The organism is Clostridium sp. D53t1_180928_C8, from assembly GCF_015667795.1.
Lineage (GTDB): Bacteria > Bacillota > Clostridia > Clostridiales > Clostridiaceae > Clostridium.
On the sequence record NZ_JADPEL010000007.1, the window covers coordinates 75,669 to 90,825 of the forward strand.

7 protein-coding genes, 1 pseudogene and 2 riboswitches are annotated in these 15,157 nt (G+C 28.4%); all 8 genes and pseudogenes read left to right on the forward strand.

The annotated features are described in order from the left end of the window. Positions 1 to 33 precede the first annotated feature (33 nt). The 8 genes and pseudogenes from I4V51_RS07040 (at position 34) to I4V51_RS07075 (ending at position 14,848) form a co-directional block, all read left to right on the forward strand. Positions 34 to 1,479, forward strand: coding sequence for an alpha-amylase (locus I4V51_RS07040; RefSeq protein ID WP_195987618.1), 1,446 nt, complete (start codon positions 34 to 36; stop codon positions 1,477 to 1,479). 146 nt (positions 1,480 to 1,625) lie between these two features. Further along, a complete protein-coding gene (locus I4V51_RS07045; protein WP_195987619.1) occupies positions 1,626 to 3,038 on the forward strand; it encodes a PLP-dependent aminotransferase family protein in 1,413 nt (470 codons plus the stop codon). Continuing rightward, the gene (locus I4V51_RS07050) at positions 3,026 to 3,673 is read left to right on the forward strand and encodes a YigZ family protein (RefSeq protein ID WP_195987620.1); all 648 of its coding nucleotides are present in this window, start codon (positions 3,026 to 3,028) and stop codon (positions 3,671 to 3,673) included. The genes I4V51_RS07045 and I4V51_RS07050 overlap by 13 nt, the downstream gene beginning before the upstream one ends. A 163-nt stretch (positions 3,674 to 3,836) precedes the next feature. Next, on the forward strand, positions 3,837 to 4,577 hold the full coding sequence (locus I4V51_RS07055; RefSeq protein ID WP_195987621.1) for a YebC/PmpR family DNA-binding transcriptional regulator: 741 nt from the start codon (positions 3,837 to 3,839) through the stop codon (positions 4,575 to 4,577). 274 nt (positions 4,578 to 4,851) lie between these two features. Continuing rightward, complete coding sequence (locus I4V51_RS07060; protein WP_195987622.1) at positions 4,852 to 5,091, forward strand: hypothetical protein; 240 nt, start codon at positions 4,852 to 4,854, stop codon at positions 5,089 to 5,091. Positions 5,092 to 6,355: 1,264 nt separating this feature from the next. Continuing rightward, positions 6,356 to 6,440, forward strand: a riboswitch (cyclic di-GMP riboswitch). A gap of 165 nt (positions 6,441 to 6,605) precedes the next feature. After that, positions 6,606 to 11,720, forward strand: a complete 5,115-nt coding sequence (locus tag I4V51_RS07065) for a discoidin domain-containing protein (RefSeq protein ID WP_195987623.1) — start codon at positions 6,606 to 6,608, stop codon at positions 11,718 to 11,720. Positions 11,721 to 11,960: 240 nt separating this feature from the next. Beyond that, positions 11,961 to 12,310: pseudogene (locus I4V51_RS07070) on the forward strand (recombinase family protein). A 378-nt stretch (positions 12,311 to 12,688) separates the two neighbouring features. Beyond that, positions 12,689 to 14,848 carry a 5'-nucleotidase C-terminal domain-containing protein gene (locus I4V51_RS07075; RefSeq protein WP_195987624.1) on the forward strand — a complete coding sequence of 720 codons (2,160 nt, stop codon included), beginning with the start codon at positions 12,689 to 12,691 and terminating at the stop codon, positions 14,846 to 14,848. 191 nt (positions 14,849 to 15,039) lie between these two features. Then, positions 15,040 to 15,137, forward strand: a riboswitch (purine riboswitch). Positions 15,138 to 15,157: the final 20 nt, after the last annotated feature.

Consider the following 15,157-nt stretch of genomic DNA (forward strand, 5'->3'; position numbering starts at 1 on the left):
TTAATAACTCGGGATTGAAGTGGGGGAGAGTGAATGGTTAATGGAACAATAATGGAATACTTTCAATGGTATTTGTTACCTAAATGTAAGTTGTGGAATGAAATAATTAAGGATGCAACTAATTTGCAACATCTAGGTATAACAGCGGTGTGGATGCCACCAGCATATAAGGGAATTGGTGGTGTATATGATGTTGGATATGGTGCATATGATTTATATGATTTAGGAGAATTTAATCAAAAGGGAACTATTGAAACTAAATATGGGAGTAAGGATGAATATTTATCTGCAATAAAAGCCCTAAAAGAAAAGGGTATACAAGCATATGCAGATATAGTTTTAAATCATAAAATGGGTGCAGATGAAGTTGAAGAAGTGATGGCAAGTGAAGAGGAGTTCTTTAATAGAAATATTCCTATAAGTGGGAATAGAATAATAAGAGCGTGGACTAAATTCACTTTTCCAGGAAGAAATAATAAATATTCTTCTTTTAAATGGAATTGGAATGACTTTGATGGAATAGATTATGATGATAAAACAAAGAGAAGTAGTATTTATAAGTTTTTAACTAAGGAGTGGAATAGTGGAGTAGATAGTGAAAATGGAAATTATGACTATCTTATGGGAGCAGATTTAGATTTTTCTAATAGAGAAGTTGTAGAAGAATTAAAAAAGTGGGGAAAATGGTATGTAGATTTTACTAAGATTGATGGGTTTAGACTTGATGCTGTTAAGCATATTAGTTATGGCTTTTTTGTAGAATGGTTAGAACTTTTAAGGAAAGAAACAGGTGAAGAATTGTTTGCAGTAGGAGAATATTGGCATCCTAATGTAGATGTTCTATTAAATTATTTAAAAAACACTAAATATGTTATGTCTTTATTTGATGTACCATTACATTTTAATTTATATGAGGCTTCACGTAGTAATGGAGACTTTGATATGAGAAATATATTTAATGGGACCTTAGTAGATAGATATTCAACTAAGGCTGTAACTTTTGTAGATAATCATGATACTCAATTAGGAAGTTCATTACAATCTTGGGTAGAACCATGGTTTAAAGTGATAGCCTACTCTTTAATATTGCTAAGAATAGGAGGATATCCATGTGTTTTTTATGGGGATTACTATGGAATACCTAGTCATGGATATTATGGAATAGGTGGTTATTTAGATTTATTATTAAAAGCGCGGAAAAATTTTTCTTATGGTGAACAACATGATTATTTTGATGATAGAAATATAATTGGATGGACAAGAGAAGGAATTAGTGAATATAAAAATTCAGGACTGGCAGTTTTGTTAACTAATAAGCTTGGTGGTGAAAAGAAAATGTATGTTGGAAAGCATTTCTCGGGAAATAAGTTTAAAGATTTACTTTTAAATTTTAACGAAAGAGTAATCATAGATGAAGATGGTATTGGTAATTTTAAAGTTAAAAACGGTAGTGTATCTGTTTGGGTATTAGATAAGTAATAGTTATATTTTTGGAAGAGACCTTAATGAATATATTAAATGGAAATCCATTAAGGTCTATATTTATGGAGATTTGACTATATTTACTATATTTTCTATAATTAAATGTATTAATACAATTCATAAATAATAATTGTGAGGGGAATATGGAGAAATATAGTATTGAATTTAATGATTATGAACCGAAATATACTCAAATTGCAGATAATATAAAAAGATTAATAAATTCAAATGTGATAAAGGATGGAGATAAATTACCACCAATAAGAGGATTAGCTAAGGAGTTAAAAGTAAACAATGTTACAATAGTAAGTTGCTATGATAAGCTTGTAAGTGAAGGCTATGCTTATCAAAAGATGGGATCAGGAACATATGCAAAGAAGAGAGAAATTACTGATCATTTTAGAAAAGAGTACTCTAAGGAAGTTAAGCTAATAAAAAATAATTATGATGAAAATATAATTGATTTTACAGGTGAAAGTTCTAGAAAAGTTAATTTTCCTATAAATGAATTTAAAAAGGTAATAAATGAAGTTTTAGATAGAGATGGTGCAGATGCATTAATTAAGGAAGAGCCTTTTGGATATACAAAGCTTAGAGAAACTATAAATGAAGTCTTTTGGAGAAGTTCATTAAATATAGAGAACTTATTAATAGTATCAGGAGCGCAACAAGGTATAGATATTGCATCTAAAGCAATATTAAATATTAATGATAATGTTATTGTTGAAAAACCAACTTATGCAGGTGCATTATCTGTATTTAAGTTTAGAAGAGCTAATGTATTTGAAATGCCTGTAGAAGAGGATGGCATAAATATAAAAAAACTTGAAGATATATTAAAGAAAAATAAAATAAAGTGTTTTTATACTATGAGTTATTTTCAAAATCCAACAGGAATTAGTTATAGCTTAGAGAAGAAACTTAAAATATTAGAACTGGCTGAAAAATATGATTTTTATATAATAGAGGATGATTATTTGTCAGAGTTAATATTTGATGATAATATAAAACACGAGCCTTTTAAGGTTTTAGATAAAAATGATAGAGTAATTTATATAAAGAGTTTTTCAAAAATATTCTTACCAGGTATAAGACTTGGGTATATTATATGTCCTGAAAATTTTAGAGAAAGTATTCAAAACTCAAAAATTAATACAGATATTGCAACATCAACATTAATGCAAAGAGCTTTAGAGATGTATATTAAAGAGGGCTATTGGATTGAATATATAGAAAATCTTAGAAATGAATATATAAAGAGATATGAGTTAATGAAAAAGCTAATTAATGAAAAGCTTAAAAAATATATAGTATTTTTTGATCCAAAAGGTGGGTTAAGCTTTTATTTAAATATTAAAGATAAAGAAATAAAATCAAAGGAATTGTTTTATAAGCTTAAATGTAAAAATGTTTATATTACTCCAGGGACGTTGTTTTATAAGGGGTCAAATGTTGGAGAGCAATATTTTAAGATTAGTTTTTCTCAAGTTAATGAAGAAGAAATAATAAGTGGAATTGATATAATTAAGGAGGAACTAGAGAAATGGCATATATAACGATAAGAGAATATGGAGAAGATAGCTTTATTGAAAAGAAATCAGAGTTTATTGGATATGCAAAAAGAGTTGAAAATGAAGAAGAGGCCAAAGCATTTGTAGCTGAAATAAAATCAAAGCATAAGCAAGCAAGACATAATTGCTGGGGATATGTTATTGGTGAAAATATGGGTATTCAAAGATATAGTGATGATGGAGAGCCACAAGGGACAGCGGGGATTCCAATTTTAGAAGTAATGAAAAAATCAAATATAACAGATTGTGCAGTTGTTGTAACAAGATATTTTGGTGGGATATTATTAGGGGCTGGAGGATTAACAAGAGCTTATACTAAAGGTGCTTCTATTGCATTAAAAGCAGGAGGAGTAGTAGAAAAGGTTCAAGGTGTTAAGGTATCACTTACTTTAGAGTATGATATGATAGGAAAAGTTCAATATTTTTGCGGACAAAATAATTGGCATATTGAGGATACTGAATATACAGATAAAGTTATAATACATATACTTGCGGAAGTGTCTGTAGCAGAAGAAATAGAAAAAGAAGCTATAGAAGCAAGTAATGGAAAGATAATAGTTGAAAAAAGTGAGCCAGAGTTATATTTTAAAGAAGAAAATAGATTATATAGTATAATATAATTTATTATAAGGAAAATTATTTATTTCGAGTGGTAGATATAAGTTTGATTCATAAAATTAAATTTTAAATCTCATTTAAGACAAAATTGTTAAATAATTTTCATTATGGTATAATATAAAAGATTTTTATTAATAGATTTGAAAGATTTAGGAGGATGAAATAATGTCAGGACATTCAAAATGGCATAATATACAAAACAAAAAAGGTAAAGCTGATGCAAAAAGAGGGAAAATCTTTACTAAAATTGGTAGAGAATTAATGATAGCTGTTAAAAATGGAGGTCCGGATCCTGATAGCAACCCTAAATTAAGAGATGCAATAGCAAAGGCAAAGGCATCAAACATGCCAAATGATACAGTACAAAGATCAATAAAGAAAGCTTCAGGAGAATTAGGAGCAGTAGATTATGAAAGAATAGTTTATGAAGGATATGGACCATCAGGTGTTGCTGTTATAGTTGATACTTTAACTGATAATAAAAATAGATCTGCAGGTAATGTAAGAAGTGCTTTCACTAAAGGTGGCGGAAATATGGGAACTACAGGTTGTGTAGGATTCATGTTCCAAGAAAAAGGTGAAATTGTTATAGAAAAGGGAGACCTTGATGAAGAAGAATTAATGATGATGGCTTTAGATGCTGGAGCTGAAGACTTCAACAGTGATGAGGAAGAAGTATTCATAATTACAACTGAACCAGAAGATTTTGGTACAGTAAGAGAAGCTTTAGAAGTCGAAGGATTAGAATTCTTAGAAGCAGCAGTTAAAATGATTCCAGATACATACACTGAAATCGATGAAGATGCAGCTAAGAAGTTCCAAAAAATGTTAGACTTACTTGAAGATGATGATGATGTTCAAGAAGTTTACCACAATGCTGAATTCCCAGAAGGATGGGATGAATAAGCCGTTTAGAGGTACTCAGAACTTAAAAAAATCATTTGATAATGGTATTTACACTTTCAATATTGATATACATAGTGTATCAATATTGAAAGTGTTTTTTTGTTTTTAGAAGGTTTATTAAAAGAGTATAAATATGATATGCAAGTGAGGAATTACAGTAAAAGAACAATAAAAACTTGCTATAATTCAACTCTTAAATTTATTACATATTGTAAAACAGAATTTGATGTTGAAGAGATAGAAGAGTTGATTCCTTTTTGATAAAACAAATTATTTGGCAGAAGCTTTTAATGAAAATTTAGATAGACAGGCACAACAGATACTGATGAATAACATAGTTGATAAGGCAAAAGAATTAGACTGCTCGCATCAATTGATATCCAAAAGAGCAATTAATCTAGAGAGTAAGGGATTATTAGAAAAACAGCAATTATATATTGATGGGGATACTAGAAAAGTTTATAAGATTACGGATAAAGCAAAAACTATATATTTTAGTTCCAATAAGTCTTAAAGAATGCGGTGTTATAACTTAACAGAATTGAAAATGAGAAGGAGATTAATATAGGTTCACCACCATGAAAAAATATAAACAATTAATGTTCGTGTTTTATAGCCATAAAACTTTTAATGAAATATTTCAAGATAAGTTTAGTAGAAATACGAATAAAAGTATAATTGATAGCAATAATGTACAAGCTATCTATAAGCCTATATAATAAGAGTAATATAATACCAAATCTATATAAGTAAGGCTAAAAATAAGAAAAAATATAAAAGAATTAAACTGGAAAAAAAGTTCGATAGAATCAATTTCTAAAATAATACATATTTTCGGATTGATGAAAAATTTTAGAGATAAAGCTGAGCTTAAAAGATATTATGAATATATGGTAAATCATTGCTAACATCTTTTTTACTTTATTTTTTCTAGGAGTTCTTTTATGTGTTGAACCAATTTCTTAAGCAGTAGTATTTAATTTTTTAAGTCAGTAATACTATTGACTAGCACTAACATTATTATCTTTACGATAACTTTTGAAATTAATACTGCTTGCTTCACAAGTGGTTATACGTTCGGCCAATATTTGAGCTAAGTTACTTTTTATTGACATAAAAAATAATATTCACTATAAATTAATTTCTATATTTATAGTGAGTGATGTAGTTAAAAACAATTATAGATGTCATATTTTGAATCACTTACATTCTTGATATGACTATAAATATTAAATTGCGAGTGGAGTATAAAAAAGTTTTGCAATTTGTAGGGAATACGACCGAGAGAATAATTACAAGGGTTGGAGTTGCTTATTGCTTGGAAGATGATAAAGATTATCTTATTGGTGAAATATTTGATGTTTAAGGAATGGCAAATGATTATATTTCAGAGAGTTTGGTTGGTGGTTATCCAGTTAAGTTAGGGATTAAAAGTGGTGATGATTAATATATGGAAACTCAACTTGCACTTTGGAATAGTTATAAAAGATAGAGTGTTTATGATTTTCAAAGTGATAATAAGGATATTTTAAAAGCTATAAGAAGTATTTATGAAAGGTCTAAGTTAGTTGACTTAAGAAAGGTTGAAAGTTTGTTTATAGAATATTATTTAAAATGGTAAAAAACAGAGTTGCAAAGTTGAAGAAATTTAATATTTATATAATTATAAAATTATTATAGAAGAATGTTGTTGGTTATAATATGTGAAGCATTAAAAAATCAAAATTAAATTTATAAAAAAAGTTGCGGTGTATGGGTAATTATGGTAAGCTTAAGGAGAATTGAATAGGCAAACCTAAAGAAATTTAGGGACGCAAAGCTATAGGGACTAAGGTTTAATAACTATGTCAGCCAGTTGCCAAAGAGTGCATTATACTTTTTGTTAGTTAAATTTAAATTTCCATAAGATATATCTATTTGGTTGTATTTTTATTTAACAAAATACTTTGTGTATTTATTTAAGCTACTCTTTTAGGGTAGCTTTTTTAATGTACTTTTCTTGGGAAAACTTTAATGGGGGGAAAGCATATGTTAAAAAGAAAATTAGCAACACTTATCTTAGCAGCTACTATAACTAATTTAGTTGCTACACCAGCTAATGTTTTTGCACAAGACTTAAGAAATGGAGAGGTTGTAAAAACAGTAGAAGATCAAAGTTCTCAAAAAGGAATTGATGCAATTGTATCAAATTTTGGAGTTAGTGATGAAAACCTACAGAAATATAATGAAGCGTTTAAAATTGATAACTCTAAAATAATAAGAGCATCAAATACAGGAGGTACATCAAATAAAACAAATATAAATAATGTATTAGATGGAAGAGTAGATACATTTTGGGAATCAGGAAGCGTAAATACTAGTACATATAATAATGAAGTAGAATTTGAATTTGATGAAACAGTTACAATAAATAGAGTAGTTTATTCAGCAAAAAGAGGAACAAATAGAGGATTTATTCAAGAATTTGAAATTTATGCTTCATCAATAAGTGAAGGTGAATTTGAATTAATATCAAAAGGACAAGCTACACCAACACAAGAAGCAGTAGAATTTAAGTTTAACCCAACTACAGTAAAGAAAATAAAAATTGTATATAAAAAGGGTGTTGAAGGATGGGCAGCAGCATCTGAGTTTGGATTCTATAAAGAAGATTCAGTAAAAAATAAGGTTCAAAGATTATTTACTGATAACACATATTCTGTAGTAAATGAAGAGTTTAATACAATAGATAAGATTGAAGCTTTAGAGCAAGAAGTAAAATCACATGTGTTATACAGTGATTTTAAAGAAGATATTGATAATGCTAAGCTTTTAATACAAAGGGGAGAAGTTGTGGCAACTGAAGCTAAGGTGTCAAAGTTTAAAGCAAGTGGAGATAACTTAGAAAGTTACAATAAGCAATTTAAGGTAAGTAGAGAAAGCATAATAAAGGCAAGTAATACAGGTGGAACATCAAATCAAACAAGAATTGAAAACGTATTAGATGGAAATTTAGATACATTTTGGGAATCAGGAAGAGTAAATACTAGTTCATATAACAATGAAGTAGAGTTTGAGTTTGATGAAGTTAAAAGAATAAATAGAATTGTTTATTCTACAAGAAGAAATATGAATAGAGGATTTGCTCAAGAGTTTGAGATTTATGCTTCACCAACAACTAAAGGAGATACTTTTAAATTAATATCTAATGGTAAAGCTAATGTAACTCAAGATACTTTAGAATTTGAGTTTGATCCTACAGATGTAAAGAGAATAAAATTTGTATATAAAAAGAGTGTAGAAAATTGGGCAGCAGCATCAGAATTTGGATTCTATAAAGAAGATGTTATACAAGATAAAGTAGAAAGATTATTTACAGATGAAACATTAAGTAAAGTATCTGATGAATTTAATACGATTGAAAAAATTAATGCTTTAGAAGAGGAAGTAAAATTACATCCGCTATATGAAGTATTTAAGGAAGATATAGAAAATGCAAAAATACTTTTAGAGCAACAAAAAAATGATGCTACAAAAGCAGATATAAGTAGATTTGATATTTTTTATGGTAATAGCTTAGATAACTATAATAGTAAGTTTAAAATGGACAATGCTAATATATCTAATATATATACTAATGGTGGAAATTTTGGAAGATATGCTGCCGATAGAATGTTAGATGGAGACATAAATACATTTTGGGAAACTGGTAAGCATAACTCAGATAGCTTTAAAAATGAAATAATATTTACATTAAAAGAAGCTACAATTTTAGATAGAATGGTTTATAGATCAGCAGGGAATATAGTTGGTTTTGCAGAAGATTTTGAAATATGGGCATCTACTACAACTAAAGGAGATACATTCCAGTTAGTGACTACAGGACAAGTAAATAGAACTAGCGATATGATGGAATTTAAATTTAATCCTACTAAATTTAAAAGAATTAAGTTTGTATATAATAAATCATATGGTAATAATGCAACAGCATCAGAAGTAATGTTTTATAAAGAAGATATAGTATCTAAAAAGATAAGCAGTATATTTACTGATGGAACAATGAGTAAATTAAAACCTGAATATAATAATATGGAATCTATTATACAATTAGAAGCAGAGGTTAATAACCATCCATTAAGAGAAATCTATATGAAGATAATAGAATTAGCTAAAGAGATATTAGAAGGAAATGTTAATTACTCTGAAAATACATTTACATTAAAACAGCTTGGTGATACTCATTCAAAAGCAACTAGACAATTATCTATGTCAAGCTTAGGGAATGATTTTCAGTCAACAGGTATAGTTGCAAAGCCTGGAGAGGTGTTTAATATTTATGTTGAAATTGATGATGGAGCTCCAACACCAGAAATAGTATTTACTCAACAAGAAGGTCATTATGGAAATTGGAGAAGAAATTATAAATTAAAAAAGGGGTTAAATACAATAGTAGTTCCAAAGATATATGATGAAAGATGGAGTCAAAAGAGTACTCCAGGTGGAGCAGTATATCTAGTAAATAAATATACACCAGATAATCAAGGAAAGGCTCCAGTAGTTAGAATTGAAGGGGGAGAAAAATTCCCGCTATTTAACGATGGTGATAATGTAGAGAAATTCTTAGAAGAGCTAAAGGTATATACAGAAAAATTAAATCAAAATCCAGATACTATGGTAGATATATTTGAATATAACTCAAAAAGAGTTATGTTTACTGGTACAGCAAAAGCTGCATATCAAGTTTATATAAACGAAGGTGTAGATGTTAATGAAAGTATTAATGTATGGAATGATAATCTTGAACAAGGTTTTAAATTTGCAGGATTAAAGGATGATCCAAGTGATCCAGCTAATGATTCTACAAATATTAGAGCTACAATGAGATTAATGCAACCTTTTGGGTCAGCTTATGCTGCAGGTGATCATATGGGATATCAAAGACATGTAATGCCTGTATTCTTAAGAACTGATATATCAAGTATAAAGAGTATAGTATGGGGAACAATGCATGAGACAGGTCACCAAATGGATATACCTGCAAGAACTTGGGGAGAAATAACTAATAATATGTGGGCAAACCAAGCTGCTATAAGAACTGGAAGAGGAGACTCTGTAGATTATAATTCTATTTATAAAAATTTGGCTCCGGAAGAAAGCTTAAAAGGATTTGAAGAGTTTGGTTACTTTGAAAAGCTAGGAGTGTTCTGGCAGTTACAAATAATGAAGGATACTTATTGGGCAGAACTTGAAAGTATGTATAGAGAAAGAAAGCCTAGTGTAAAAGATTATCAAGAAAAGAAAGATATATTAGCTAAGTACTCATCAGAAATAATGGGAGTAAATTTAACTAAATACTATGAAAAGTATAAATTCACTTTATCAGAAGAATGTAAGGCAGAATTAGCTAAATTACCTGATTTGGATGTTAAACCATGGTATTTACACACTACTGCTATGAATTATGCGGGTAATGGATTTAATAATGATATTAATATTTCAGTAAAATCTACTTTAGATGAAGCTAATAAAACTGCTACTTTAAAATTTAATATAGATGAATCAAATAAAAATGATTTATTAGGATATGAAATTAAAAAGGATGGCAAGGTTATAGGATTTACTGTAGGAAATAGTTTTATTGTAAAAGATGTAGATGTAAATCAAAATGCTAGCTATGAAGTAATTGCTTATGCAAAAGATTTATCAACAACTAAGGGAATAGTAGTAAATACATTCACACCTTCATTAATAGTTAAACAAGATACTATTTCAGTTGCCGTAAATGAGCAGATTAATTATAAAGAATATGTTAAGGCATTAAATTATTTAGGTAAAGATATAAGTAGTAATATACAGTTTGAAAGTGATGTTAATTTAAATAAAGTAGGAATTTATAATGTTACTTGTACTGTTACAGATAGAGATATTACTGTAAGTGATAATATTAAAGTAGAAGTGGTAAGTGGATATGACTATCTATCAGATTATGAGTGGAAAAGTGCAACTACAGGATATAGTCCTAGTCCTGCAAGAAGAAATAAAAATATAAAAGTTAGACAATTGGGTGAAATAAAAACTTTTGAAAAAGGTTTTGGAGTTCATGCAAATGGAAAGATAGTATATGATTTATCAGATAAAAATTATGAAAGATTTGAAGCAATACTTGGAGTAGACATGGGAATAGTAGCTCAAAATAATACAAGTATAGAGTTTAAAATTATTGCAGATGGACAAGTTCTAGCTTCTACTGGTATTATAAAGCATGCTAATGATGCAGTTTACGTAAATGTTCCTATAGAAGGTGTACAGGAGTTAGTATTAGAAGTTAGTGGTGGGAAAGATGGAATATCTTGTGACCATGCAGTAATAGCTAATCCAAAACTTATTAAGCATAATGTCGAAGAACAAATTAATAGAGAAGAATTAGATTCATTAATTACAACTATTAATGGATTAAATGGTGAAGATTATACGGTAGATAGCTTTAATAATTTACAAGTTGTTTTAGCAAATTTAAATGAAGCGTTACTTGATGGTTATAATCAAGAAGAAGTAAATTTACTAACTTTAGATTTAAGGAAAGCTTATGATGCTTTAGAAGAAAATGTTGATTTATCTAAGGTAATAAATATTCCAGATTCTAATTTAAAGAATATTATAAAAGAAGAACTGGGATTAACAGGGAATGATATAACTATTAGAGATATGCATGAATTAATTACATTAACATGTGGATTTAAAAGAGATAGCATCAGAAGCCTAGAAGGATTACAATATGCTAAAAACTTAGAAGTATTAAATATTTCAGATAATGAAGTAAGAGATTTATCACCACTTAAAAATTTGAAAAAATTAACTATGTTAAACATAGAGCCACAGTTTATAGTTAATGGAATGTTATATGAAGATAATAAAAATATTACATTTAAAGATGGTGTGATAAATAGAAAGGGAGAAAAAGTTCTACCTAAAGAAATAGCAATATCTAATAATGTTACTAATGAAGAAACAACATTTAATATACAAGATGTAATAAAAGAAGATGGAAGCATATCATTTACTACAGAAAAGTTAACTGTTGGTTATTATAGTTTAGTTTTAGTATATGAAAATAAGGAAGATAATCATAGTGTATACTCTTATTATATGTTCCAAGTAAATTAAATTTTAATAAAAAATATAACTGAAAAATTACTTTTCAGTTATATTTTTTTTGATTTATTAAGGAAGCACCACTTTACAAGTAATTAAAAAATAAATTCTAGAAAATATAATGAGCTAAACATTCAATCCCTGGACAAACTAATCATAAGCCCAAAATACAACTAAGAACAGGAGTGTATTTGGCTTTATGATTAGTATTAATAATAAATCAAAACTAATATTCAAAAGTGGGGTAAACAAATGAGTAAAGTTGTAGGATATTGCAGAGTTTCTACAAAAGGTAAGCTTGAATGGAATTCTATTGAAGAACAAAAGAGAAGTATTAAAGAAAGATATTCAAATGCAGAAATAGTTGAAGAAAGTTATAGTGGAGTAAAAGAAAGACATTTAATGATGTACTATCATCACTTCAAGAAGGAGATACATTGGTAGTTACTAAACTAGATAGGTTCTGCAGGACTACAAAAGAAGGATTGGAGTATATAGACAAACTTATGAGTAAGGGTGTTAATATACATATTCTTAATATGGGCCTAATAGAAGATACTCTATTCTATGAGATATACACATTAAAGAGTAGGGGGATATGATGTTATAGCAAGAATTTCAGATATAGAAGTGTTAAAAGAAAAATTAGTAATTGGTTATATTGAGTGTAAAGAATTATAGAAGTTAGATAAACAAGAAAAGTTGAAGGGGAATCCATTAAAGGTATTTGAGACTTGTTTTAAGAGAGTTTGCAAATTTGATAAACATAAGATTGGGAGAAAGGGCTATTATAACATAGAAGAAGTATTTATAATTTTATAAAAAATAGTATTATTAAAATATATAAATGTGGTAATTATTAAAAAAAAGGTATACGAATATTATAAAAAGTATTGTAAAAAATATTCGTATATTGTAAAATTCTTAATATACAAAAAGACATAGGGCTATTTGTCTTGAATATTTTAAGGGGGACAAAAATGTTAAAAAATAAAGGTAAATTAATTGCGCTTATAACTACACTTACTATTAGTGCTGGATTAATAACACCAGTAAAAGTGGTTAAAGCAGATGAAATTAATGTTGAAGTAGTTCAAAATATTGAAAATGAAATTTTAAGTGAAGAGGAAAATAGCGATAGTAAATCTTCAAATAAAGTTGTAGAAATCTTAAGCTTTAATGATTTTCATGGAAATGTATTAGAAAGTGGAAAAAATATTGGAGCTGCAAAGTTAACAGGGATTATAAAAGAATATCAAAAAAGAGATGAAACAAGTGATACATATGGGGTAGCCACAGTTTCAGGTGGTGATATATATCAAGGAACAGCAATTTCGAACATATTATCAGGAGAACCTGTTAGTAAAATGCTTAAAGAAATTGGAATAGTAGCATCTGCTATAGGTAATCATGAGTATGATTGGGGTTCAGATAAAATAAAACCATGGGCAGAGGAAGCAGGCTTTAAGTTTGTAGCTGCAAATTTAATTGATGAAACTACTGGAGTAGCACCAGAATATGCAGAGCCTTATGTAATGACTAATGTTGATGGAATTAACATTGCTTTTATAGGTATTGCAACACCAGAAACATTAACAAGTACAAAAGCAGAAAATGTTGTAGGATTAAAATTCTTAGATATAGTTGAAACAATTGATAAGTATTCAGAAATTGTTAGAGCTGAAGGTGCAGATATAGTAGTTGCATTAACTCACTCACCAGCTTTAGAAAATAGTGATGGAAGTATAACTGGTGAAGCAGCAGAAATAGCGAAAAACGCTGCTGATATTGATGCAGTAGTTGCTGCACATAATCATAAGTTTGTTGATGGATTTGTAAATAATAATAATACTGGAAAAGATGTACCAGTTGTTCAAGCAGGATATAATGGTAGAGGATTATCAGTAATTACATTTACCTTTGATGAGAATGAGGAAATATTAGGTGTAGAGGCTAATACTAGACAGTTTTATGCTGAAAGTACTACAAATGAATTTCCTATAGATAAAAATGTTGAACAAACTATAGCTAAATATAATGAACAATTAGCACCAACATTATTAACAGAAGTAACAGAATTAAACTTTGATTTAGATCACGATAGATATGCAGGGGTTACACCTCTTGGGGTAACGGTTGCAGAGGCAATGAGACAAGCGGGTGGAACACAAGTAGCAATTGCTAATGGTGGAGGAATTAGAGCACCTTTAACAAAAGGAACATTAACTCTTGGAGATATGTATACAATATTACCATTTGATAATAATGTAGTTACAATGAAAGTAACAGGAGCTAAATTAAAAGAGTTAATTCAACATGGAATTAATCCAGATGGATTTGGATGGGGACAATATTCAGGTTTAACGGTATGGTATGATTCAGAAACTGATGAAATAACTTCAATGAGATTATCAGATGGAACTAAAGTTGAAGAAGATAAGTATTATACTTTAACAAGTATTGACTTCTTAATGACTGGTGGAGATAGTTATAACTTTGATGGTCATATTGATCCTGTTATTATTGGAGAAATGAGAGATATTGTTATTAATCAATGGGAAAATGGTATTGATAAGTTGAATTATAATTTATTAATTGATGGTAAAGATACAGCAGTTATTCCAGAAGCTATGTCAGGTATTATAGATACAACTATAGTTACATTAATAAATGGTGACGGAAGTTATGAAAGTCCATTGGAAATGAAAATTAATGATGTTGAAATTAATAAGATAAAATCTTTCTTAAATAACTTAAAGCAATTAGGTAATATAGAAATTGAAACAGAAGAAAATGGTGAATACACAGTATTCAAAATAAAGATTTCATTAGCTGATAAATCATTAGAAAATCTTTATATTACATTTAATGTAGATAATACATCAGTAGAAATCATAGAAGCAGTAAATGAATTAAAAGAAAATAACTCAGTTGATCCTAATCCAGAAGAAACTCCAGAAATAAAGCCAGAAGTAGTTCCTGGTGGAAATGGAAATAATACAGGAAGTAATAATACTGAAGGTGTTAATAAACTACCTCAAACTGGAGCGCCAATATCTTCTATTCAAGTTATACTTATAGCATTAGTTATAACAAGCGTTGGGTTTGTATTTTTAAAGAAAAAAGAGAATATTGCATAAAATATTTTATATATTAAGAAAAGGAACATATCAACTTTGATATGTTCCTTTTTATGTATAATTTTTAAAGGTTAATTTTTATTAAATAAGCGAATTATTTTAAAATAATCTATAAAAAAGTTCGAATAGATGGAGAAAAATGTTGAAATTGAGAATTATATAATATATAATGCTGAAAGGAGTTCGGATGGAACTTTAAAATAAAAAAGACTCATATAAGTCCCTAATAAGGTGGGATGTTTCTACAGGAAGCCTTAAATTTCCGGCTATGAGTGGACTTGATATGTATGAAGCTATAAACTTACTTAA